The 25110-nt window shown below is 62.7% G+C and carries 9 protein-coding genes and 1 pseudogene; 6 read left to right on the top strand and 4 right to left on the bottom strand.

Going from position 1 to position 25110, the window contains the following annotated elements; genetic code table 11:
- Nucleotides 1-43: 43 nt before the first annotated feature.
- Both V6607_RS22450 and V6607_RS22445 read left to right on the top strand, forming a co-directional pair.
- Nucleotides 44-12982: a non-ribosomal peptide synthetase gene (locus V6607_RS22450; protein WP_134327063.1), complete on the top strand. Its 12939-nt coding sequence runs from the start codon at nt 44-46 to the stop codon at nt 12980-12982.
- Nucleotides 12983-13114: 132 nt separating this feature from the next.
- Complete coding sequence (locus V6607_RS22445; protein WP_134327062.1) at nt 13115-15703, top strand: hypothetical protein; 2589 nt, start codon at nt 13115-13117, stop codon at nt 15701-15703.
- 61 nt (nt 15704-15764) lie between these two features.
- Here the strand turns inward: V6607_RS22445 and V6607_RS22440 are convergent.
- Nucleotides 15765-15845 (bottom strand): annotated as a pseudogene (locus V6607_RS22440) (thiol:disulfide interchange protein DsbG); the annotation flags it as partial.
- A gap of 167 nt (nt 15846-16012) precedes the next feature.
- Here V6607_RS22440 and V6607_RS22435 point away from each other — a divergent pair.
- On the top strand, nt 16013-18601 hold the full coding sequence (locus tag V6607_RS22435) for a hypothetical protein (RefSeq protein WP_102605700.1): 2589 nt from the start codon (nt 16013-16015) through the stop codon (nt 18599-18601).
- A 69-nt stretch (nt 18602-18670) separates the two neighbouring features.
- On the opposite strand, the gene dsbG is transcribed toward V6607_RS22435, so the two are convergent.
- The 3 genes from dsbG to dsbD are packed head-to-tail and all read right to left on the bottom strand — an operon-like array spanning nt 18671 to nt 22007.
- Entirely contained in the window at nt 18671-19432 is a 762-nt protein-coding gene (gene dsbG, locus V6607_RS22430) for a thiol:disulfide interchange protein DsbG (protein WP_003209017.1), read from the bottom strand.
- Complete coding sequence (locus V6607_RS22425; RefSeq protein ID WP_087695093.1) at nt 19408-20277, bottom strand: TlpA disulfide reductase family protein; 870 nt, start codon at nt 20275-20277, stop codon at nt 19408-19410. The genes dsbG and V6607_RS22425 overlap by 25 nt, the downstream gene beginning before the upstream one ends.
- Nucleotides 20277-22007, bottom strand: coding sequence for a protein-disulfide reductase DsbD (gene dsbD / locus V6607_RS22420; protein WP_134327061.1), 1731 nt, complete (start codon nt 22005-22007; stop codon nt 20277-20279). Before dsbD ends, V6607_RS22425 begins: the two co-directional genes overlap by 1 nt.
- A 175-nt stretch (nt 22008-22182) precedes the next feature.
- On the opposite strand from dsbD, the gene V6607_RS22415 reads away from it, so the two are divergent.
- The 3 genes from V6607_RS22415 (at nt 22183) to V6607_RS22405 (ending at nt 25079) form a co-directional block, all read left to right on the top strand.
- On the top strand, nt 22183-22863 hold the full coding sequence (locus tag V6607_RS22415; RefSeq protein ID WP_003209011.1) for a response regulator: 681 nt from the start codon (nt 22183-22185) through the stop codon (nt 22861-22863).
- Complete coding sequence (locus V6607_RS22410; RefSeq protein ID WP_008431673.1) at nt 22863-24182, top strand: ATP-binding protein; 1320 nt, start codon at nt 22863-22865, stop codon at nt 24180-24182. Before V6607_RS22415 ends, V6607_RS22410 begins: the two co-directional genes overlap by 1 nt.
- Before the next feature lie 123 nt (nt 24183-24305).
- Nucleotides 24306-25079, top strand: a complete 774-nt coding sequence (locus V6607_RS22405; protein WP_134327060.1) for an N-acetylmuramoyl-L-alanine amidase — start codon at nt 24306-24308, stop codon at nt 25077-25079.
- Nucleotides 25080-25110 lie beyond the last annotated feature (31 nt).

The raw sequence follows: 25110 nt of genomic DNA, 5'->3' as shown, positions 1-25110 counted from the left end.
CATTCCCCGATTTCCCAGTAAGCCGATTTCAGGCAGGAACCCCATGATGGACGCCTTCGAACTTCCCCGCACCCTGGTTCAGTCCCTTCAACGCCGCGCCGCGCAAACCCCGGATCGACTGGCGTTGCGCTTCCTTGCCGAGACGGCCGAACAGAGCGTTGTCCTCAGTTACCGCGACCTCGACCTGCGCGCCCGCACCATTGCCGCCGCCTTGCAGGCCGACGCCGGGCTGGGCGATCGTGCGGTGCTGCTGTTCCCCAGCGGGCCGGATTACGTCGCGGCGTTCTTTGGTTGCCTGTACGCCGGGGTCATCGCGGTGCCGGCCTATCCGCCGGAGTCCGCCCGCCGTCATCATCAGGAGCGGCTGCTGTCGATCATTGCAGACGCCGAGCCGCGGTTGCTGCTGACCACGTCCAGCCTCGGTGATTCGCTGGCGCAACTCGAAGGCGCGCCGCAGTTGCTGTGCGTCGACAGCCTCAATGCCGAAATCGCGAGCCATTGGGTTGCGCCCAACTTGCAAGACGATGACATCGCCTTCCTGCAGTACACCTCCGGCTCCACTGCGTTGCCCAAGGGCGTGCAAGTGACCCACGGCAACCTGGTGGCCAACGAGCTGCTGATTCGCCGGGGCTTCGGCATCGACCTGAACCCCGACGACGTGATCGTCAGTTGGTTGCCGCTTTACCACGACATGGGCCTGATCGGCGGGCTGCTGCAGCCGATCTTCAGCGGTGTGCCGTGCGTATTGATGTCGCCGGCGTACTTCCTTGGCCGGCCATTGCGCTGGCTCGAAGCGATCAGCGAATACGGCGGCACCATCAGCGGCGGGCCGGACTTCGCCTATCGCTTGTGCAGCGAGCGAGTCAGCGAATCGGCATTGGATCGCCTGGATTTGAGCAAGTGGCGCGTGGCGTACTCCGGCTCCGAGCCGATCCGCCTCGACACCCTCGAACGCTTCGCCGAGAAGTTCGCCGCCTGCGGTTTTACCCCGAACAATTTCTTCGCCTCCTACGGCTTGGCGGAGGCCACCTTGTTCGTTGCCGGCGGCACCCGTGGCCACGGCATCCCGGCCCTGCGCCTGGACGAACAGGCCCTGGCCGCCAACCGCGCCGAGCCCGGTCAGGGCGCGGCGATCATGAGTTGCGGCACCAGCCAGCCCGAGCACGCGGTGCTGATTGCCGACCCCGCCACCCTGGCGACGCTCCCCGACAATGCCGTCGGTGAAATCTGGGCCACCGGCCCGAGCATCGCCCACGGCTACTGGCGCAACCCTGAAGCCACCGCCAAGACTTTCGTTCAGCACGAAGGCCGTACCTGGCTGCGGACCGGCGACCTCGGGTTTATCCGCGAAGGTGAAGTGTTCATCACCGGCCGGCTGAAAGACCTGCTGATCGTGCGGGGCCACAACCTGTATCCCCAGGACATCGAGCAAGCCATCGAGCGCGAAGTGGAAGTGGTGCGCAAGGGCCGGGTCGCCGCGTTCGCGGTGAATGCCCAGGGCCTGGAAGGCATTGGCATCGCCGCCGAAATCAGCCGCAGCGTGCAGAAAATCCTGCCGCCGGAAGCACTGATCAAGGCGATTCGTCAGGCGGTGGCCGAAGCCTGCCAGGAAGCGCCGAGCGTGGTGGTGCTGCTCAACCCCGGTGGCTTGCCGAAAACGTCCAGCGGCAAGGTGCAGCGCTCGGCCTGCCGCACACGCCTGGCGGACGGCAGCCTCGACAGTTATGCGCAGTTCCCCGGCGTGCAGGCACCGGTCGGCGATGCTGTCCTGCAATCCGAACTGCAAAACCAGATTGCCGCGATCTGGTGCGAGCAATTGCAGGTGACGCAGGTCGCCGCCGACGATCACTTCTTCCTGCTGGGGGGCAACTCCATCAGCGCCACCCAGGTCGTCGCCCAGCTGCGGGAAACCCTCGGCCTGGAACTGAACCTGCGCCTGTTGTTCGAAGCGCCCATCCTGGCTGCCTTCGCCACCAGCGTCGGGCAATTGCAGCAGGACGGCGGCGTGGCCCAAGGCGCAATCCATGGGTTGTCGCGACAGGAAGACCTGCCGCAATCCCTCGCGCAGAACCGTCTGTGGATCACCTGGCAACTCGACCCGCACAGCAGCGCCTACACCATTCCCGGCGCCTTGCGGTTGCGCGGCGAGCTGGATGAAGACGCGGTGCGCTCAAGCTTCCAGCAATTGATCCAGCGCCACGAAGCCCTGCGCACGCGCTTCTTCGAGCGCGATGGCCAGGCCTTCCAGCGGGTCGACGCCAAGGCTGATTTCGATCTGCAAGTCATCGACCTCAGCGATTTGCCTGCCGCCGAGCGGGAAGCCCGTGCCAAGCAGATTCGTGAAGACGAAGCCCGCACCCAGTTCGACCTGGAGAAAGGCCCGCTGCTGTGGGTAACGCTGGTGCGCCTGGATGACGAAGACCACCAACTGCTGGTGACGATGCACCACATCATCGCGGACGGCTGGTCGCTCAACGTGTTGATCGACGAATTCTCGCGACTGTACGCCGCTGCGTCCCAGGGCCAACCCCTGGAACTGCCAGCGCTGGCCCTGCAATACGCCGACTACGGAAGTTGGCAGCGCCAGTGGCTGGCCGAAGGCGAGGGCCAGCGGCAACTGGCTTACTGGAAACAACAACTGGGCGACGAGCACCCAACCCTGAGCCTGGCCACCGATCACCCGCGTTCGGCGCAGCACCTGCGCAGTGCCTCGCGTCACAGTGTGCGTGTGAGCGCGAGCCTCGGCGAAGCCATTCGCAAGACTGCCCAAAGCCACGAATCCACGCCGTTCATGCTGTTGCTCGCGGCGTTCCAGAGCCTGCTCTATCGCTACAGCGGCCAGCGCGATATCCGCATCGGCGTGCCCAACGCCAACCGTCCGCGCCAGGAAACCCAAGGCCTGATCGGGTTCTTTATCAACACCCTCGTACTGCGCGCCGAACTGGATGCGCGCCTGCCCTTCGCCGAGTTGCTGACGGCAACCCGCACCGCAGCGCTGGGTGCCCAGGCCCATCAGGACCTGCCTTTCGAACAACTGCTGGAAGCCTTCCCCCAAGCTCGGGAACAAGGCCTGTTCCAGGTGATGTTCAACCACCAGCAACGTGACCTCGGCGCCTTGCGCCGCTTGCCGGGCCTGCTTGCCGACGAGCTGGCATGGCACAGCCGCGAAGCCAAGTTCGACCTGCAACTGCACACTGAAGAAGACCGCAACGGGCGCCTGAGCCTGTCCTTCGACTACGCCGATGAGCTGTTCGACGCCGCCACCATCGAGCGCCTGGCCGGGCACTTCATCAACCTGCTGCAAGCCATCTGCGAACAGCCGCAACAGGCCATCGGCGACCTGAAGCTGTTGCACGTCGACGAGCAGCGCCAACAACAGCAGTGGAGCGCTGCGCCGTGCACACCGGCGCAGCGCTGGCTGCCGGAACACCTCAACCAACACGTCTCGGAACGCACCGCACTGGTGTGGCAGGACGGCAGTCTGACCTTCGCGCAATTGCACACCCAGGCCAACCGCCTGGCCCATTACCTGCGGGACAAGGGCGTCGGCCCGGACGTGTGCGTGGCCATCGCCGCCGAGCGTTCGCCGCAACTGCTGATCGGCCTGCTGGCAATCATCAAGGCCGGCGGCGCCTATGTGCCGCTGGACCCGGATTATCCCGCCGAACGCCTGGGCTACATGCTCAAGGACAGCGGCGTGCAACTGCTGCTGACCCAGACTCCACTGCTGGAACAACTGCCCACGGCGCAAGGCGTGTGCGTCATCGCCATGGACAGCCTCAAGCTCGACAGTTGGCCGACCCACGCGCCGGGTTTGCACCTCAATGGCGACAACCTCGCCTACGTGATCTACACCTCCGGCTCCACCGGCCAGCCCAAGGGCGTGGGCAACACTCATGCCGCGCTGGCCGAGCGCTTGCAGTGGATGCAAGCCACCTACCAATTGGACGAAACCGATGTGCTGATGCAAAAGGCGCCCATCAGTTTCGACGTGTCGGTGTGGGAGTGTTTCTGGCCGCTGATCACCGGTTGCCGCCTGGTGCTGGCCGGCCCCGGCGAGCATCGCGATCCCCATCGCATCGCTCAGTTGGTGCAGGAGCACGGCGTGACCACCCTGCACTTTGTGCCGCCGCTGTTGCAGCTGTTTGTCGACGAACCGTTGGCTGCCGAATGCACCAGCCTGCGTCGCCTGTTCTCCGGCGGTGAAGCGCTGCCTGCCGAGTTGCGCAACCGGGTGCTGGCGCAGTTGCCGGCGGTGCAGTTGCACAATCGGTATGGCCCCACCGAAACCGCGATCAACGTGACGCACTGGCATTGCCAGGCCGAGGACGGCGAGCGTTCGCCGATTGGCCGGCCGCTGGGCAATGTGATTTGCCGGGTGCTGGATGATCAGTTCGAGCCGCTGCCGGCGGGTGTGCCGGGTGAGTTGTGCATCGGTGGCATCGGCCTGGCCCGGGGTTACCTCGGGCGTGCGGGGCTGACCGCCGAACGCTTTGTCGCCGACCCGCTGGGCGAGGCGGGCGCACGCCTGTATCGCACCGGTGACCGCGTGCGCTGGAGCACCGAGGGTGTGCTGGAATACCTCGGGCGCCTGGATCAGCAGGTCAAACTGCGTGGCTTCCGTGTCGAGCCTGAAGAAATCGAAGCCCGCCTGCTGGCTCTCGACGGCATCGCCCAAGCGGTGGTGCTGGTGCGGGAAACCGCAGCCGGTGCGCAGTTGATCGGTTACTACACCGCCAGCGAACCGTTGGATGAACAGGACGTAAAAACCGCCCTGGCCGCCGAGCTGCCGGAGTACATGGTCCCGGCGCAGTTGATGCGCCTGGACGCGATGCCCCTGAGCCCAAGCGGCAAACTGGATCGCCGCGCCTTGCCGGAACCGGTGTGGCAGGTACGTGAGCACGTCGAACCTGAAACAGCGCTGGAACAGCAAATCGCCGCGATCTGGCGTGAAGTCCTGGCGCTGCCACGCATCGGCCTGCGGGACGGCTTCTTCGCCCTTGGTGGCCATTCGTTGCTGGCGACGCAAATCATCTCCCGCACCCGCCAGGCCTGTGACGTCGAACTGCCGTTGCGCACGCTGTTCGACGCCAGCGAGCTGGGGGCTTTCGCCGAGCAGGTCCGGCTGATCCAGGCCGCCGGGCAACGTAACCAACAGCTGGCCATCGGCAAGGTCGACCGCAGCCAGCCGGTGCCACTGTCCTATTCCCAGCAGCGCATGTGGTTCCTCTGGCAGATGGAGCCCGACAGCCCGGCGTATAACGTCGGCGGCATGGCGCGCTTTCGCGGGGTGCTGGACGTGGGCCGTTTCGAGGCGGCGTTGCAGGCCTTGATCATGCGTCATGAAACCCTGCGCACGACTTTCCCGAGCATCAATGGCGTGGCGCAGCAGAAGGTTGCGGCGCAAACCGGCGTGCGCATGGATTGGCAGGATTTCTCGGCGTTCAGTGAGGCCGAGCGGCAACGGCGTGTGCAGCAACTGGCCGATCATGAAGCCCACACGCCGTTCAATCTGGAGACCGGTCCACTGCTGCGCGCCTGCCTGGTCAAGGCCGGCGAGCAGGAACATTACCTGGTGCTGACCCTGCACCATATCGTCACCGAAGGCTGGGCCATGGACATCTTTGCCCGTGAACTCAGCGCGCTGTACGAAGCGTTCATCGACGACCGCGAATCGCCACTGGCGCCACTGCCGGTGCAGTACCTCGACTACAGCGTGTGGCAGCGCCAGTGGCTGGAGTCCGGCGAACGCCAGCGCCAACTGGATTACTGGACCGCGCAACTGGGCACCGAACATCCGCTGCTGGAACTGCCGGCCGACCGTCCGCGGCCGCCGGTGCAAAGTCACCAGGGCGAGCTGTACCGTTTTGATTTGAGTGACGACCTCGCCGCCCGCGTGCGTGCCTTCAACGCCGAACGCGGCCTGACCCTGTTCATGACCATGACCGCCACCCTCGCGGTATTGCTCTACCGCTACAGCGGCCAGACTGACCTGCGCATCGGTGCGCCGGTGGCCAACCGGATTCGCCCGGAAAGCGAAGGGCTGATTGGCGCATTTCTCAACACCCAGGTGCTGCGTTGCCAGCTCAACGGGCAGATGAGTGTCGGCGAACTGTTTGACCAGGTTCGCCACACCGTGATCGAAGGCCAGTCCCATCAGGACCTGCCGTTCGACCACCTGGTGGAAGCCCTGCAACCAACCCGCAGCGCGGCGTACAACCCGCTGTTCCAGGTGATGTGCAACGTGCAGCGCTGGGAATTCCAGCAGAGCCGCACCCTGGCCGGGATGACCGTCGAATACCTGGCCAACGACGCCCGCGCCACCAAGTTCGACCTCAACCTGGAAGTCACTGACCTCGATCATCGCCTGGGTTGCTGCCTGACCTACAGCACCGACCTGTTCGACGAGCCGCGCATTGCGCGCATGGCGGCGCATTGGCAAAACCTGCTGGAAGCCTTGCTCGCCGATCCGCAACAGCGCCTGAGTGAGTTGCCGTTGCTGGAGGCTGGCGAACAGCGCGCCCTGCGAGACAGCCTCGGCATTGAGGCTGGCGAGCATCGCCTCGACCAGTGCATCCATCACCTGTTCAGCGAGCAGGCCCTGGCCCGTGCCGATGCACCGGCGTTGACCTTTGCCGGGCAGACCCTGAGCTACAGCGAACTCGACAGCCGCGCCAATCGCCTGGCCTGGATGCTCCGCGAGCGCGGCGTGGGCCCGCAGGTGCGGGTCGGCCTGGCGTTGCCGCGTTCGCTGGAGATGGTGGTTGGCCTGCTGGCAATCCTCAAGGCCGGCGGCGCCTATGTGCCGCTGGACCCGGAATACCCGCTGGACCGCCTGCACTACATGATCGAAGACAGTGGCATCGGCCTGTTGCTCAGCGATGCCGCGATGTTCGACGCATTGGGCGAACTGCCTGAGAGTGTCGGCCGCTGGTGCCTGGAAGATGACCTGCCGACCCTGGCGGACTACCCGGCAAGCGAGTTGCCTTTCATCAGCCTGCCGCAACATCAGGCCTACTTGATCTACACCTCCGGTTCCACCGGCAAGCCCAAGGGCGTGGTGGTGTCCCACGGCGAAATCGCCATGCATTGCCAGGCGGTGATCGAGCGCTTCGGCATGCGCCCGGATGACTGCGAGCTGCACTTCTATTCCATCAACTTTGACGCTGCCACCGAGCGTCTGCTGGTGCCGTTGCTCAGTGGTGCCCAGGTTGTGTTGCGGGCCCAGGGCCAGTGGGACGCGGAAGAAATCTGCGGGCTGATTCGTCGGCACCGCATCAATATCCTGGGCTTCACCCCAAGCTATGGCAGCCAGTTGGCGCAATGGCTGGCCACGCAAGACCAGACCCTGGCGGTGCGCATGTGCATCACCGGCGGTGAGGCCCTGACCGGCGAACACTTGCAGCGCATTCGCGCGGCATTCAAGCCGGCGCTGTTTTTCAACGCCTATGGCCCGACTGAAACCGTGGTGATGCCGTTGGCCAGCCTGGCCCCGGAAGTCCTGGAAGAGGGCGCCGGCAGCGTGCCGATCGGCAGCATCATCGGCGCGCGTGTGGCCTACATTCTGGATGCGGATCTGGCGCTGGTGCCGCAAGGCGCGACCGGCGAGTTGTACGTCGGCGGTGCAGGCCTTGCCCAGGGGTATCACCAGCGTCCGGGGATGACGGCGGAGCGGTTTGTCGCGGATCCGTTTGCCACGAACGGCGGTCGCCTGTATCGCACCGGTGACTTGGTGCGCCAGCGTGCCGATGGCTTGGTGGAATACCTCGGTCGTATCGACCATCAAGTGAAGATTCGCGGGTTCCGCATCGAGCTGGGGGAAATTGAAACCCGCCTGCTGGAACACCAGGCGGTGCGTGAAGCAGTGGTGTTGGCGCTGGATTCCCCGAGCGGCAAACAGTTGGTGGCCTATCTGGTCAGCGACCAAGAGCAGGGCGCGCTGCGTGAATCCCTCAAGGCGCATTTGAAAGCGCAGCTGCCGGACTACATGGTGCCCGCGCACTTGATCGTTCTCGACAGCATGCCGCTGACCGCCAACGGCAAACTCGACCGCCGCGCCTTGCCGCAGCCGGACCCCGAGGCGAATCGTCAACAGTACGTGGCGCCGCGCAACGAGCTGGAGCAAACCCTGGCGGCCATCTGGTGCGCGGTACTGAACGTGCAACAGGTAGGCCTTGACGACAACTTCTTCGAGTTGGGCGGCGACTCGATCCTGTCGATCCAGGTGGTCAGCCGGGCCCGGCAGGCAGGGATTCATTTCAGCCCGCGTGATTTGTTCCAGCACCAGACCGTGCAAACCCTGGCCGCCGTGGCGACCCGCAGCGAGCAGGTCAGCGCCGAACAAGGCGTGTTGACCGGCGCGTCCGGGCTGACGCCGATCCAGCACTGGTTCTTCGACACCGACATCCCGGAGCGCCAACACTGGAACCAGGCATTGCTGCTGGAGCCGGTTCAGGCCCTGGAACCTCATCGCCTGGAGCAAGCGTTGCTGGCGGTGCTGGAACATCATGACGCCCTGCGCCTGAGCTTCACCCAGCGCGACGCCCAATGGCACGCCGAACACTTGGCGGTGCCGGAAGGCGGCCTGCTGTTGCAAGCCCAGGTGGCGGACATGGAACAGTGCAGCGCGCTGTTCACCGACACCCAGCGCAGCCTCAACCTCGCCCATGGCCCGTTGTTGCGCGCGTTACTGGTGGACGGCCCGCAAGGCCAGCGCCGGCTGCTGATCGCGATCCATCACCTGGTGGTGGACGGCGTTTCCTGGCGGGTATTGCTGGAAGATTTGCAGACCGTGTATCGCCAGTTGAGCGACGGCCAGCCGGTCAACCTGCCGGCCAAGACCAGCGCCTTGCGCGACTGGGCGGCGCGGTTGCAGGCGTATGCCGGCAGCGAATCCCTGCGTGAGGAGCTGCACGTGTGGCAGCAACAGTTGGCCGGCCCTGCCGTTGAGTTGCCGGTGGATCGCCCACAGGGTTCGCTGCGCAATCGCGACGCCGATACCGTCAGCGTGCGCCTGGATGCCGAGCGCACCCGCCAGTTGTTGCAGCAGGCGCCAAGTGCCTACCGCACCCAGGTCAACGATTTGCTGCTGACCGCCCTGGCCCGTGTGCTGTGCCGTTGGAGTGGCCATGAATCCGCATTGATCCAGCTGGAAGGCCACGGCCGCGAACCGCTATTCGACGAGATCGACCTGACCCGCAGCGTCGGCTGGTTCACCAGCGCCTACCCGCTGCGCCTGACCCCGCTGCATATCGAAGAGGCCGCCGGGCAGGGCGCCTCGATCAAGGCGATCAAGGAGCAACTGCGCGGCGTGCCCCACAAGGGGTTGGGTTATGGCGTGCTGCGCTACCTGGCCGACGACCTGTGCCGCCAGACCATGGCCGCGTTGCCGAGCGCCAGTATCACCTTCAATTACCTCGGCCAGTTCGACCAGAGCTTTGGCGCCGACGCACTGTTCCACCCGCTGGACGAGTCCGCCGGGATCGCCCACGACCCGGACGCGCCGTTGCCCAACGCGCTGAGTGTCGACAGCCAGGTGTACGGCGGTGAGCTGGTGCTGCGCTGGACCTTCAGCCGCGAGCGTCACCACAGCCAGACCATCGCTGAACTGGCGGACGCTTACCTGGCGGAACTGCAAAGCCTGATCGAACATTGCCTCAAGGCAGACGCGGGCGGCCTTACGCCGTCGGACTTCCCGCTGGCGCACCTGACCCAGGGGCAACTCGATGCGCTGCCGGTGCCGGCCAATGCCATCGAAGACGTGTACCCGCTGACCCCGATGCAGGAAGGCTTGCTGCTGCACACCCTGCTGGAACCGGGCACCGGCCTCTACTACATGCAGGACCGCTACCGCATCAACAGCGCCCTGGACCCCGAGCGTTTCGCCCAGGCCTGGCAGGCGGTGATCGCCCGTCATGAAGCCTTGCGCGCCTCGTTCTGCTGGAACGTCGGCGAAGACATGTTGCAGGTTATCCACAAGCCCGGCAGCACGCCGATCGAGTACCTCGACTGGAGCCAGGAGCCGGAAAGCGAGCAGGAACCGCGCCTGCAAGCGTTGCTGAAAAGCGAGCGTGAAGCCGGTTTCGATCTGCTTAACCAGGCGCCCTTCCACCTGCGGCTGATCCGCGTAGGCGAAGCCCGCTACTGGTTCATGATGAGCAACCACCACATCCTGATCGATGCGTGGTGCCGCTCGCTGCTGATGAACGATTTCTTCGACATCTACATGGCCCTCGGCGAAGGTCGCGAAGCGCAACTGGCGACGCCACCGCGTTACCGCGATTACATCGCCTGGCTGCAACGCCAGAACCTCGCCGAGGCGCGCCAGTGGTGGCAGCAGAACCTGCAAGGGTTCGAGCGCACCACACCGATACCGAGCGACCGGCCGTTCCTGCGCGAGCATGCCGGCCACAGCGGCGGCATGGTGGTAGGCGACTGCTACACCCGCCTGGATGTGCGCGACGGCGCGCAATTGCGCGAGCTGGCCCAGGCTCATCAATTGACGGTGAACACCTTCGCCCAGGCGGCATGGGCCCTGGTGCTGCGGCGCTTGAGTGGCGATCGCGACGTGCTGTTCGGCGTCACCGTGGCCGGGCGCCCGGTAGAAATGCCCGAGATGCAGCGCACCGTCGGGCTGTTTATCAACAGTATCGCCTTGCGGGTCAAGCTGCCGGAGGACGATCAGCAGTGCAGCGTGCGCCAATGGTTGAGCGGCCTGCTCGACAGCAATATGCAACTGCGCGAGTACGAGTACCTGCCGCTGGTGACCATCCAGGAGCACAGCGAATTGCCGAAAGGCCAGCCGCTGTTCGACAGCCTGTTCGTGTTCGAGAACGCCCCGGTGGAAGTCTCGGTACTGGACCGTGCGCAAAGCCTGAATGCCACCTCGGATTCCGGTCGCACCCACACCAACTTCCCGCTGACGGCCGTGTGCTACCCGGGCGATGACCTGGGCTTGCACCTGTCCTACGACCAGCGTTATTTCGATGAAACCACCGTGCAAGGCATGCTCGCTGAATTCAAGCGGCTGCTGCTGGCGCTGGTGCAGGGCTTCCATGGCGACATGGCCGACTTGCCGCTGATTGGCGAGCAGGAGCGTGAGTTCCTGGTGGACGGCTGCAACCAGAGCGAGCATGAATATCCGCTGGAGCGCAGTTACATCGAGCTGTTCGAAGCCCAGGTGGCACAGCATCCACAGCGGATTGCCGCCAGTTGCCTGGATCAGCAATGGACCTACTCTGAGCTGAACCGGCGCAGTAACCGCCTGGGTCATGCGCTGATTGCCGCGGGTGTCGGGCTGGACCAACCGGTGGCGTTGCTGGCTGAACGTAATCTGGATTTGCTGGGCATGATCATCGGCAGCTTCAAGGCCGGCGCGGGTTACTTGCCGCTGGATCCGGGGCTGCCGACCCAGCGCTTGAGCCGGATCATCGACCTCAGTCGTACGCCGTTGCTGGTGTGCACCGAGGCTTGTCGGGAACAGGCGGATCTGTTGCTGGAAGAGTTTGCCTGTGGCTCGCGACCGAGGCTGCTGGTGTGGGAGGAGCTGGTGGGTTCAGAGCAGAACCCGGGCATCTACAGTGCGCCGGATAACCTGGCCTACGTGATCTACACCTCGGGCTCCACTGGCCTGCCCAAGGGCGTGATGGTCGAACAGCGCGGCATGCTCAATAACCAGTTGAGCAAGGTGCCGTATCTGCAACTGACTGAGCACGATGTGATCGCCCAGACCGCCTCGCAAAGTTTCGATATCTCGGTGTGGCAGTTCCTCGCGGCGCCGCTGTTCGGGGCGCGGGTGGACATTGTGCCGAATACCATTGCCCATGATCCGCAAGGCTTGCTCGCTCACGTCCAGGCCCAGGGCATTACCGTGCTGGAAAGCGTGCCGTCACTGATCCAGGGCATGCTCGCCCAGGACCGCATGAGCCTGGATGGCTTGCGCTGGATGCTGCCGACGGGTGAGGCGATGCCGCCGGAACTGGCGCACCAGTGGTTGCTGCGTTATCCGCAGATTGGCCTGGTCAACGCGTATGGCCCGGCGGAATGTTCGGACGACGTGGCGTTCTTCCGCGTCGACCTGGCGTCGACCCGTGGCACTTATCTGCCGATTGGTACGCCGACCGACAATAACCGGTTGTACCTGCTGGACGGTGCGCTGGAACTGGTGCCTCAAGGCGCCGTCGGCGAGTTGTGCGTGGCCGGGACCGGCGTGGGTCGTGGTTATGTCAGCGATCCGCTGCGCACGGCGCAAGCGTTTGTGCCGAATCCATTGGGTGCGGACCGGTTGTATCGAACAGGGGATTTGGCCCGCCGTCGCAGCGACGGTGTGTTGGAGTACGTCGGGCGCATCGACCATCAGGTGAAGATTCGCGGTTACCGGATCGAGCTGGGTGAAATCGAAGCGCGCCTGCATGAGCAGCCTGAAGTGCGGGATGCGGCGGTGGGCGTGCAGGAGGGCGTCAACGGCAAGCATCTGGTGGGCTACCTGGTGGCGGCGGATGCGCAGCTCAACCCGGGTGAGCGCCTCGATCGCATCAAGCAACGCCTGCGGGCCGAGCTGCCGGAATACATGGTGCCGTTGCATTGGTTGTGGCTCGACCGGTTGCCGCTGAACGCCAACGGCAAGCTGGACCGCAAGGCCTTGCCGGCACTGGAGATCGGCCAGTTGCACAGCCAGGAATATCTGGCGCCGCGCAATGAGCTGGAGCAGACGCTGGCCGGGATCTGGGCCGAGGTGCTCAAGGTCGAGCGCGTCGGCGTGCAGGACAACTTCTTCGAACTGGGCGGGCATTCGTTGCTGGCCACGCAGATAGCTTCTCGGGTGCAGAAGACGCTGCAGCGGGATGTGCCGTTGCGGGCGATGTTCGAGTGCAGCACGGTGGAGGCGTTGGCGGGGTATATCGACGGGCTGGCGGCGAATGAGATCAGCGCCGAGAAGGTGGATCGGTTGAGTGATTTGATGGCGGAGCTGGAGGGTTTTTAACTCGGATCGCAACGCGCCACTCGTCGGGTGGTGCGGTTTTTAAGGTTCGAACTGTGAATTCTGACAGTAGGCAAGGGGGGCATTTCGGCGTGTGATGGGCAACACCATCACTCGTTGAAATGGAGTTCTATCATGCCCAAGTCATCACCGTTGACCCTTGATCTGCCCAAGCCACAGTTGATCGAGGCCGAGGGAGAGCCCCGGGTTGACCCGCTCCAGTTGCTGGAGGGGGCTACTGTCCGGGTGTTCTACGAAGGGATGCTCAGCACCGACAGTATTGTGTTGCGCTGGGAGTCGACACCGGGGGAATACGCGCCGATTGCCTCCCTGGATGGCGTCGAAGCAGGCTCAGTCGAGTTCCACGTACCCCCGTATTACGTAGGGCTGCGCATTGATAACTTCGCGCTGTTTTCCTATGTCGTTACCCGCGATGGCGAGGAACATCCTTCCCCCGTTGCCGACGTGTTCATCAAGCTGCCGTCCAATTTGCCGCAACTGCAGATCTTTCAAGCCTCAGGCGGTGTTCTGGACCTGTCCTTGTTGTGCGGTGAAGACCCGGTTCTGCATGTCGACGCCTGGCCGTTCATCGACCCGGTTCAAGTGGCTCAGGTCTATATCGGGGGGATTTACCCTGATGGGTCCAAGGCCAGTCTCTACCCTTATGAAGATGCACCGGTAACAGAGGAGGACGTGCGCCACGGTTGGACCCGAAAGTTGTCCCGTGCCGAGCTGGCCACGCTCAAGCATGACAGTGAGCTTTATATTGCGTTCTACGTTGAGTTTTTGCCGCGTGCGGGTTCCAGGCCGGTGTATCGGCTGATTTCTGGTTTGGTGTTGACGTTGCTCATCGAGCCTCATTTGGATCTCGTAGCGCCCACGGTGGTGGAAGCCACGCAAATCACACCTGAAAATCTCGTATTGAATCCGGTCAATACCCAGGACGGTGCGACCATCCGGGTCAGCTATGAGCATATGTGCCCTTGCGACTGGGTTTGCGCCTTCTGGGAAGGGACTGCCGGGGCAGGCACTCCGGTACTCGAGTGCAAGCAGGCCGACAATCGGGACGTTGTTGATTTTAATGTGCCGGCGTCAGCCATCAGCGCCAATTTCAATAAGCAGGTGTCGGTCCGCTACACCGTCCGACGGGAAGGGCAAACCTGGTCGGCGCTGCCGCGACCGGTAAAAATCCTGAATATCTCCGGCCTGCCCAAGCCGCAGGTGGAACAGGCCACGGGCAGTACGCTGGACCTCAATACGTTCCAGGGGGACGCGCAACTGACGGTGGCGCCCTATGCCTACGGCGCCTTGGGGCAGCCCTGCTGGATGTGGGTAACCGGTGAGCGGGAAGATGGCGCGCCTTATCGCTTCGATGTGCTGGATGGCGAGCCGCTCTCCGAGCAATGGCTGCAGGAGGGCGTCAGTACGCTGCTGTCCCGGCGCGACCTGCAAAAACTGGCCGATTGCAGCCGCTTTGACGTGCATTTTGCGGTGAACTTCGATGGCCGGTCCGACAGGGCCAGCGCCGAGCCGTTTCCTGTGCTGCGCCTGGATATTCATCAGGAAGACCTGGTACTGAAACCCTTGACCATTCGGGAGGCCGTGGGCTCGCAGTTGACGGTATGGAATGGCCGTGATGGCGTGACGGCACGGGTGGAATATGACCACATCAGTGCTCATGACGAGATCAGCGTGTGTTGGACACAATCGGACGGTAGTTGCCTGCCGTTGCCACCCAAGCCGGGTAACACTGATCCGAAGTACGTTGACTTCACCATTCCCCGCGAGGCTGTAATCGCTGGAAGCGGCAAAACAGTGCCCGTCAGTTACAGCGTCGCGAGCGCATGCAAGCACGTCACGTCAGCTGACCTGGAGCTACAGATCAGTGTCCCGCAGCGCTTGCCTGCGCCAGAGGTGCCGCAGGCCACTCAATTGCCCGGTGGCCAGGGGACACTGGACTTGCGCACCTTTACCGGGGATGCCGAGATTACGCTGCAAGCCTGGTGGTTCATCCTGGCGGGGCAAAAGGGCTGGCTGGAATGTACGGGAACCTTGCTCGACGGGTCGTCCCATACCCTCAAGCTGCTGGTCAATGAGCCGATCACGCAAGAGCAGGCAAACCATGGGTTGTCGCACGTTCTGCCTCGTGAGGAACTGGAAAAGTTTCGCCACAGGTCCGTATTGAACATCGTGTTCAAGGTTACGGCGGACGGCAGCTCCCATGTGAGCGAAGCAATTGTGTTCCCTGTGCTGATGTTGCTGTTGCGCAAGCAGTACAGAGACCTGACGGATTTCAACGATCAGACCTTGGGTTTATGGACCGTAGGGTCAGGCGCACCCGATGCCAGGGATATCAGCATTGAATATATGGGGACGGGACCTGACGGCAAGCCCGATTACGCAGTCAGGAATTTCACATACACCAATAACAGTTTCGGCCCGATCCTGCAGCGGCGCTTCTTGGATTTGGAGAGCGGTTTTACTTATCGGTTTTCCGTACGGATTCGACGGTACAGCGTTGCGTTCGCGACGCCCAAGTTATCGTTGCGCAAAGACTCCATTCAACAAACACCGGTGGAAGAGTTGGTTGACCTGAACTGGCACACACTGAGCTTCACCTTTACGCCAACCATCGCTCCCGTGCTGCTGGAAATCTATAGCCATGAAGGCGCTACGAGCGGCAACGATTGGTACATGGATGATTTCCTGGTCGAGGGGATTTAATCCGCGCTGAAAAGACAATGCCCGCTTCGATGCGGGCATTGTCTTTTCAGGCTAGGGCTGATTATTTCGGACCGAGAATCTTCACCAGCTTATCCGGCGACGGCGCTCCTTGCTGTTCGCCCTTGTCATCCAGATAGAAAATCACTCGTGCCACGACGTGCCACTCGTCGTGCGGCGTGGTTTTTGAGGTTGGAACTGTGAATTCTGACAGTAGATTCGGTTTCTTTTTCAGCATTTGATAAGGGCTCGCCAGTCGGACTGGTTTCAGTCCGTCATGAGGCGCTCTTCTCATGGAAAAGGAGTTTAGGTATGCCTGCCAAATCTGCAACCGCCATCGTTCCTGAGGTTACATTGGTTCAAGCTGTGGGACGAAGGCTGGATCCGCTTGATGCGATCGACGGCGCAACGCTTCGAGTTTGTTATGAAGGAATGAGTGAGGATGACCTCATTCGGGTGTTCTGGAAGAGCTTGCCAGGGGAAGAATATGCGCCTGAGCCCCTGCATGGTGTGACAGAGGGGTGTGTGGATTTTCATATCCCGCCCTATTACGTCGGGCTGCGTATCAATCGCTTTGCGCTGTTTCGTTGTGTGGTTACCCATAATGGCGAGGAGTTTTCCAGCAGTGAGAGCGATATTTATGTGACATTGCCGTTCAACGATCTTCCCCATCCTGACGTGCCTCAGGCGGTCGATGGGGTGTTGGACCTTACAGTATTGTGTGGGCAAGACCCGCAGGTGTATGTGACGCCTTGGGTGTTTATTGATCCGATTCAGTTCGTTTGGCTGGACCTCCATGGCACCCTGGCGGACGGGAGCGCCTTTACGCTTCGCCTGGTCAATCACGAGCAGGTGACAGAAGCCGAGGTGCATGAGGGATGGCGCAGAGCTTTACCCTTGGACAAACTGCGGGGGCTTAAACAGGGCAGTCAACTGACCCTGGTATTTATCGTGGCCTTTAACGGTCCGGAGGATGATGCATCCAGACTTTTTCCGAGTACCACATTGACGGTGCTCACTGAACCCCATTTGAATCTCGTGGCACCTACGCTGGTTGAAGCGACGCTGATTTCGCCTGAACACTATGCACTCAATCCGGTCAATGCCCAGGAGGGGGCTACCATCAGGGTCAGTTATGAGCAGATGTGCCCATGCGACTGGGTGTGTGCCTATTGGGAGGGCACGCCCGGGGCGGGTAGCCCGCAGCTGGAATGTAAAAATGCTGGCGATGAGGCGTTTGTGGAATTTCACGTGCCACCCTCGGCTATCAGCGCCAATTTCAATGAACAGGTCACGGTCCATTACACGGTCCAGCGGGAAGGTCAGACGTGGCCATCGCCTGAACGCCATGTGCAAATTCTCAATGTCAGCGAGTTGCCTGCACCGCAGGTTCTCCAGGCCACAGGCCATGTACTGGACCTCAATACCTTCCACGGTGACGCACAAGCCCTGGTGATTCCTTTCCCTTATCGTGCCTTGGGCCAGCCTTGCTGGTTATGGGCCACCGGTGAATTGGACGATGGCACGCCTTACCATTTTGATGTGCTGGAGGGGGAGCCGCTGGCCGAGGAGTGGTTGCACGACGGCGTCAGTGCGGTGCTGTCGCGGCATGAGCTGCAAAAACTGGCGGATTGCAGTGGGTTGAGCGTGCACTTTGCGGTGAACTTCAATGGCCAGGTTGATCTGGCCAGCGCTGAACGGTTCCCGGTGTTGCACTTGGAGCTTGAACAGGAAGCGCTGGTGCTCGACGCACCAAGGGTGCTGGAGGCAGTCGGCCAGGACCTGACGATTTGGAACGGTCGGGACGGTGTGACGGTGCGTGTGGAGTATGCACACATCAGCTCGGGGCAAATGATCAGCCTGGACTGGATTCGGTCGGACGGTACCCGCTTGCCGTTGGCGCCGGAGCCCGGCAACGGCGACCCGGGTTATGTGGATTTCCCAATCCCCCGTGAAGCGGTGATTCAAGGCGCCGGTAAAACGATCCAGATTAACTACACCGTCACCAGTGCCTGCAAGCGGGCACCCTCCAAAACGCTCAATTTGCGCATCAGTGTACCGGTGCGGCTGCCGGTGCCGGTAGTGCCCGAGGCCACGCCACCTGCGACCCAAAGCGGTATTCTGGACCTGCGGACATTCGCGGGAGATGCCCATATTACTGTGGAAAAATGGTGGTTTATCCTGGCGGGGCAGAGAGGTTGGCTACAAGTAGACGGCACAAGGGAAGATGGGAGCGCCTATGTCATCAGGGTGATGATGGCCGAACTGATTACCGAGGGGGATGTTGAGAACGGCCTGAGACGGGTTCTCCTGCGCTCCGAGTTGGAGCAGTTGCGTAACCTTACACCGTTGGTCGTGACATTCGGCTGCACGCCGGATGGCAGTCCCAGCCCGGGTCAGGAGATCGTCTTCCCAGTACTGAGTTTGGTTTTTACCAAGCCTATGAAAGATGTAACTGACTTTAACCCGAACCAGAAAGGCTGGAATAACTGGCAAAGAGGGGCGGGAGCAGCATCTCAGGGTGACCTGGTACTTAAAACCGGGGCAGTGCCGGGAGCAGCGTCGGGGTATTACTTGTTTGATTGGGGGAATACGTACACCAGTAACCCCGTTACACAGCGCGAAAAGCTTTTCAAACTCTACACTCAACTGCAGTCAGGCCGTATTTACAGGTTCAGTGCTTGGATACGTGACAATAGCGGCTCACCTCCAAAGCCTTCTATGGTGTTGGTGGCAAACGGGGCCGATATTACTTCGATCACCTCTCCTGGGTTGTCTTGGCAGTTGCTCCAAGGAACCTTTACTGCCACTTCAACGACAAGGCTCAGCGTTGATAATCGTCAGATGGGGAACCCCGGCAATGACTTCGATGTGACGTTACTGGTTGTGGAGGAGGTTTGATCTGCTTGGAATTGGTCGCTTGAAGGATACAGGCCTCCGGCTTTTGGGAGGCCTTTTCCAACAGTCTGCTTATTTCGGACCGAGAATTTTCACCAGCTTATCCGGCGACGGCGCTCCTTGCTGTTGCTGCAATCCACCCTTGTCATCCAGATAGAAAATTGCCGGCGTGGCCGACAACTCCAGCTCGTCCATCAGCTTCATATTCGAATCAAGCTTGGCCTGGATATCCGCCGGGATCTTTTCCAGCGCCTGCAACTTGCTGCCTTTACCGGCCGACTCATGGGCTTCCAAGGCCTGTTGCGGGTCCTTGGCGGCAAACAGCGCGGCCGACTTGCCCGGGCTGTCTTCACGGATAATCCCCACCATGATGTGCCGCAACTGCACCTTGCCCGACTTCACCCACGGCCGTGCCTGTTCCCAGAACATATTGCAGTACGGGCAGTTCGGGTCGCTGAACAGGTACACGATGCGCGGCGCGTCCTTGTTGCCGTCCTGGATCCAGTTGCTGTGTTCCATCTTGGCCCAGACTTCCTTGGCCATCGGCGCATACACCAGTTTCTCCAGCGGCGCGGTGCTCAGGTCATTGCCATCGGCGTCGTACAGGTTGCCGGCAATCACGCTTTTGCCATCGGCAGTCAGGTACAGCGCCATGCCACGGTTCTGGTATTGCGCCGCGTAACCTGTGAGGCCGCTGGGCGCATCGAACTTGCCGATGATCTTGGCACCCTTGGCCTCGATGTTCTTGATCGGCGCCGGCCAGTCTTCGGCGTGGACCAGGCTGGCGGCCAGGGTCAGGGGCAGGAGTGTCAGCAGGTGGCGGAGGCGGAGCATGGCGAATTCCTTGTGGTGGCCGGCAAGGCCGGTTTGGCGGGGGTCGGCTCGAAGCGCTCCATGGCGCGGGCCAGGCTGGCCTGTGAGAGTTCGCCCAGGTGGCTGTTGATCAGGCGACCATCAGGTTGGTAGAAGAGGGTGGTGGGCAAGGCCATGGAGCCGACGGCCTGGCCGAGGCGGCCGCTGGCGTCGAACAGCACGTTGTCCAGGTTCAGGCCCTGGGTCGCCAGATAGGTGGCGACGCTTTGCATGCTTTCGGCCTGGTTGACGAACAGGAAGGTCACGTCCGGGCGCTGGCGCTGGGCACTTTCCAGTACCGGCATTTCGCGCCGGCACGGCGGGCACCAGGTGGCCCACAGGTTGATCACCAGCGGGCCGCCCTTGTAGTCGGCCAGTTGCACGGTTTCGCCATTGGCGTTGCGCAGGGCAATGTCCGGCAGGTGCGTGCCTTTTTCGTAGAGGGTCAGGGACAGGCTGGTCAAGGCCCAGAACGCCAGGCCGGTGATCACGCCGGCGCTCAGCGGCTTGCGCAGCAGCGGGCGGCGCCAGCCGTAGATCAGCGCGCCGATGATCAGCACGATCACGCCGGGCCAGGCGAGAAAACCGCCGTCGCGCAGGTCGACGATTTGCAGCGGGTCATTCTGGTAGTACGACCAGTACATCAATACGAAGCTGACGCGTGCGGCGAGCATACCCAGCAGAAACAGGGTGAACAGCACCGACTCGGGGTTCTCGCCGCCGCGCTTGGCCACCCGCCAGCCCACCAGGGTGGCGAGGATCAACGCCGTGATCAGCAGCAAGTGATTCAGGGCGATGGCGAAGGTGCCGATGGTCAGTGTCAGCATCAGAGGGCTTCCCGGGCTTGGGTCCAGCGTTGCAGGAAGGCGGCGGCGTCGACTTCGCCGGTGATGCGCTGGGCGCGGCGCTCTTCACCGTCGGGGCCGATCCAGACGAAGCTCGGCGGGCCGGGGACCTTGTAGCGGCCCAGCAGCTCGCGGCTGGCGGCGTTGTCGGCGGTGACGTCGAGGCGCAGCAGGCGCACATCCTTGAGGGCGTCCAGTACCTCGGGTTTGCCGAACACCTGTTTTTCCATGATCTTGCACGACACGCACCAGTCGGCGTAGTAGTCCACCAGTACCCATTGGCCCTGGGCCTTGGCACTGTCGAGCTGGCTTTGCAGCACGGCCGGGTCGTTGATGGTCATGAAGGCTTCGTGGGCGCTGGGAGCGCCAGCTGCCCGCGAGCCGCTGTAGACCTTCAGCGGTTGCCACAGGTCGTCGCTGCCGCCGGCCGCGCCGATCACCAATACGCTGCCCCAGAGGCCCAGCACCAGCGAACCGGCACCGAACAGCATGGCGGTACGCCCGAAATCGTGGGCCAGGCGCCAGCCGCAGTAGGCCATGACCAGCGCCAGCACACCCCACAAGCCGAGCCACAGGGTTTCACCGACCACCGGGCGAATCATCAGCACGGCGGTGGCGAGGAACAGGAAGCCGAAGATGCCCTTGAGGATATTCATCCAGGTGCCAGGCTTGGGCAGGAAGCGGTTACCCACGGTCACCAGCAGCAACAGCGGCACGCCGATGCCGATGCCCATGGCAAACAGGATCAAGCCGCCGTGCAAGGCGTTGCCGCTTTGGGCGATGTACAACAGCGCGCCGGCCAGGGGCGCGGTCATGCACGGGCCCACCAGCAAGCCGGACAAGGCGCCGAGCACGCCGGCACCTACCAGGCTGCCGCCGCTTTGGTTACGGCTGACGTTGTCCAGGCGGTCGCGCAGGAAGGCCGGCAGTTGCAGTTCAAAGAAGCCGAACATCGGCAGGGCGAGAATCACAAACAACGCAGCGAAGCTGCCGAGGATCCACGGGGTTTGCAGCAGGGCGGCGAGGTTGCCGCCGAGCAGCGCAGCCAATACACCGAGCGCGGCATACACCAGCGCCATGCACACCACGTAGCTGGCGGCCAGGGCAAAGCCGCGCCGTGGGCTGGCGCCGCTGCCGACCACAAGGCCGGCGAGGATCGGCAGCATCGGCAAGGAACACGGGGCGAAGGCCAGCAGCAGGCCCAGGCCGAAGAACACCAGCAGGCTCCAGCCCAGGCTGCGTTGTTGCAGGCCGCTGGCCAGGCTTTGGTCCTGGGCCTGGCCGGTGGCGGCGACGGCAGGGTTGCCGCCCAGGTCCACGGTGATCGATTGCGGCGGGTAGCACAGGCCGGCATCGGCGCAGCCTTGCCAGCCGAGCTTGACCTGGCCGGTGGCGCCAGCGGGAATCTTCACTTCCAGGCCCTGGCGATAGACTTGCTGCTCGCCGAAGAACTCGTCGCTGTGGGCTTCGCCCTGGGGCAACGTCGGCTTTTCAGCCAGGCCATCGAATTTCATGCGTTGCTGGTACAGGTAGTAACCGTCGGCAATCTGCCAATACAACTGGGTTTCGCCGGAGGCCAGACGCTCGGAGGTAAAGGTGAAGGCTTTGCCCACCGGGAGGAAGTCGGGTTTGGTCTCGAATGGATTGTTGCCAGGCGCGGCCTGGGCGAATCCAGCAAACACTACCAGCAGAAAGATAAACAGATGCCGCATGATCAAGCCTTAGTTCGAAGCAAGTGGGACACACAATGTGTGGCGTTGATTAACCGATGATTAACCGGGCTATCCTAGAAAGAAGCGATTATCCGGGATTCTTGGCGTTGGCGGCATAATGCACGCTTAATCCACTGCCTTTTTAATCACCCTCACATTTTGCAAAGGGTTCACCATGCACGTACTGGTCTGTGAAGACGACGAGCTGATCGCCAGCGGCATTGTTGCCGGGCTCAGCGCCCAGGGCCTGACGGTCGAGCGCGTCGGCACGGCTGCGGCTGCCCGGGCGATGCTCAAGGTGGCGGAATTCGACGTGATGGTACTCGACCTCGGCCTGCCGGATGAAGACGGCTTGAAGCTGTTGCAGCAACTGCGCAGCCAGGGCCTGGAGATTCCAGTGCTGATCCTGACCGCACGGGATTCGGTGACCAACCGCGTCGACGGCCTGCAGGCCGGTGCCGACGACTACCTGCTCAAGCCCTTCGACCTGCGCGAACTCGCCGCACGCCTGCACACCCTGTTGCGCCGGGTAGCCGGCCGCAGCGTCAACCTGATCGAGCACGGGCGCCTGACCTACAACCCCAGCAGCCGCGAAACGTTGCTGGGCGGTGAGTCGGTGGACCTGTCCCGCCGCGAGCAGGCGCTGTTGCAGGCCCTGTTGCAGAACCGCGGCCGGGTGCTCTCCAGCGAGCAGCTCAAGGACAGCGTCTACGGCCTGAACGATGAACTGGAAAGCAACGCCCTCAACGTGCACATCCACCACCTGCGGCGCAAACTCGGCAATGGCATCGTCGAAACCGTGCGCGGCCTGGGCTATCGCCTGGGCCCGGCTGACGGTGGAGAGGACGCTTCGTGATGAGCCTGCGCCTGCGGCTGACCTTCAAGCTCGGCGCAGCTTTCGTGCTGATCTGGGTCCTGGCCGCCGCGTGGATGCTCAACGACCTGCGCAACCAGATGATGTTTTCCCTCGACCAGCGCCTGGTGGCGTCGGCACGCATGGTGGCGGGCCTGATGGAGCAGATGCCCGGCCTTTCCAGCACGGGGGAGGGCGCGCACTTCAGCGCCGAACAATTGAACGTGCCAGGCGGTATGGCGTGCCAGGTCAGTTCCTTGCGCGGCGTGGTTTTGGCCCGCAGCCACACCACGCCGGACCAGGGCCTGGAGTCGCGCAAGAGCGGCTTTCGCGACCAGATGATTGATGGCGTGGGCTGGCGCAGCTTTACCCTGTCCCGTGGCGATTTGTTTATCACCACCGCCGACCGGCAGGTGGAGCGTGAAGCGTTGAACCTGTCGATCCTGCTGGCCGCCTCGGTGCCGGTGGGCGTGGCATTGTTGGGCTGCCTGTGCCTGTTGTGGCTGGGGATCGGCCAGAGCCTGTTGCCGCTCAACCGCATGCGTGACGCCTTGATGCGCCGCAGTGCCGACTCCCTCGAACCGTTGCAGATCAGCCCGCTGCCCAGCGAACTCAAGCCACTGCTCGACACCCAGAACCAGTTGCTGCAACGCATCGCCAAGACCATCGAACGCGAACGCCGCTTGACCGGTGACGCGGCCCACGAACTGCGCAGCCCGTTGACTGCGATCAAGACCCACCTGCAAGTGGCGCGCATGACCGAAGGCGCCGCCCGTGACCAGTCCCTGGCCCACGCTGAAGAGGGCGCCGACCGCTTGCACCGCACCCTTGAGCAGTTGCTGCTGCTGGCGCGGGTCGAAGGCAGCCTGTCGTTTGATGACGGCCTGCAATCGAGTGCCGAGCAAGTTGCGCAACTGGCGATCCAGGATGCCAACGGCGGCGACAATCAGCGTATTGACCTGATCCTGGCAGACGGTTTGTCCGAAAAACCTTTGGAAATGCCGGTGGGCCTGGCCGTCGCGGCCCTGCGCAACCTGCTGGACAACGCGTTGCGCCACACCCCGGCCGATACCCGGGTGGAGCTGAGTGTGTCCAGCGCTGGCGACAATGTGGTGTTCCGGGTGCGTGACCATGGCGCGCCGATTTCCAGCGAAGACTTGCAACACTTGACCCAGCGCTTCTGGCGCAACGGCAACAGCCCGGGTTGCGGCCTGGGGTTGGCGATCGTCCAGGCCATCGTGCAGCGCTGCTCGTGCTCCCTGAAATTCGACAGCCAGGCCGATGGCATGCGCGTCGACCTGGGCATGCCGTTGCGGCGCTGAAACCTTCTTTTCACAGCACACATAGCTACCGCCATCCTCAAGCGCAACGCTTCAGGATGGCGGTCATTTTTTTGTGTTTGAACCGGCTGAATGACTCGGCCTGTGTTGAAAAGGACAGCCCCTATGTTGGTTATCGATTCCACGTATCCCGCAAACGACTTCAATGAGCGCAATGGCCAGGCCGTGCGCCAGGTGATTGTGCATTACACCGCCGCGCCCTTTGCCTCGTCATTGCGTGCACTGACCCGCGACGGTTTCAGTGCCCACTACCTGTTGGCCGACCCCCATGACGCCAGCTACCGCGCCGCCGGCTATGACGAGTTGCGGGTATTTCGCCTGGTGGACGAAGCGCAACGCGCCTGGCACGCCGGCACCAGCTACTGGGCCGGGCGCGATAACCTCAACAGCCGCTCCATCGGCATTGAAATCGTCAACCAGGCCCGGGATGACGCCGGTGTCTTGACCTTCCCGGCCTATGGCGCAGAGCAGATTGACGTGTTGATCGCCTTGATTCGTGACATTCAGGTGCGTTACCCGGTGATCGGTCCTACCGACATCCTCGGGCATTCCGACATTGCCTATTGGCGCAAGAGCGACCCCGGCCCCCGCTTGCCATGGCGCTGCCTGTTCGAGGCGGGCGTGGGGGCCTGGTATGAAGAGGTGGCCAAGATGGCCTATCAACGTCGGTTCGACATCGGCCTGCCGCCAGAGGTTGAGGTGGAGCGGGCGTTCCAGCGCTACGGTTATGCCCCGGCGAAAAATCGCCTGGGTTTCCAGCAACGTGTCCGTGCGTTCCAGATGCATTTTCGGCCCTCTGACTACAGTGGGCGGCTGGATGCGCAGACCTGCGCGATCCTGTATGCGTTGAATGAAAAATACACCGGGGTGGCCGGGTAAATCCGCTAAAGCTGTTTTTAACGACCACAGG

It is taken from the genome of Pseudomonas sp. KK18 (assembly GCF_037094675.1).
Taxonomy (GTDB): Bacteria; Pseudomonadota; Gammaproteobacteria; order Pseudomonadales; family Pseudomonadaceae; genus Aquipseudomonas.
This window is presented reverse-complemented; position numbering and strand designations above follow the sequence as displayed.

Excerpts from the sequence above, each read along its gene's own strand:
- V6607_RS22450 (WP_134327063.1), top strand. The coding sequence starts at position 44 with ATGATGGACGCCTTCGAACTTCCCCGCACCCTGGTTCAGTCCCTTCAA.
- V6607_RS22445 (WP_134327062.1), top strand. The coding sequence starts at position 13,115 with ATGCCCAAGTCATCACCGTTGACCCTTGATCTGCCCAAGCCACAGTTG.
- V6607_RS22435 (WP_102605700.1), top strand. The coding sequence starts at position 16,013 with ATGCCTGCCAAATCTGCAACCGCCATCGTTCCTGAGGTTACATTGGTT.
- dsbG (WP_003209017.1), bottom strand. The coding sequence starts at position 19,432 with ATGCTCCGCCTCCGCCACCTGCTGACACTCCTGCCCCTGACCCTGGCC.
- V6607_RS22425 (WP_087695093.1), bottom strand. The coding sequence starts at position 20,277 with ATGCTGACACTGACCATCGGCACCTTCGCCATCGCCCTGAATCACTTG.
- dsbD (WP_134327061.1), bottom strand. The coding sequence starts at position 22,007 with ATGCGGCATCTGTTTATCTTTCTGCTGGTAGTGTTTGCTGGATTCGCC.
- V6607_RS22415 (WP_003209011.1), top strand. The coding sequence starts at position 22,183 with ATGCACGTACTGGTCTGTGAAGACGACGAGCTGATCGCCAGCGGCATT.
- V6607_RS22410 (WP_008431673.1), top strand. The coding sequence starts at position 22,863 with ATGAGCCTGCGCCTGCGGCTGACCTTCAAGCTCGGCGCAGCTTTCGTG.
- V6607_RS22405 (WP_134327060.1), top strand. The coding sequence starts at position 24,306 with ATGTTGGTTATCGATTCCACGTATCCCGCAAACGACTTCAATGAGCGC.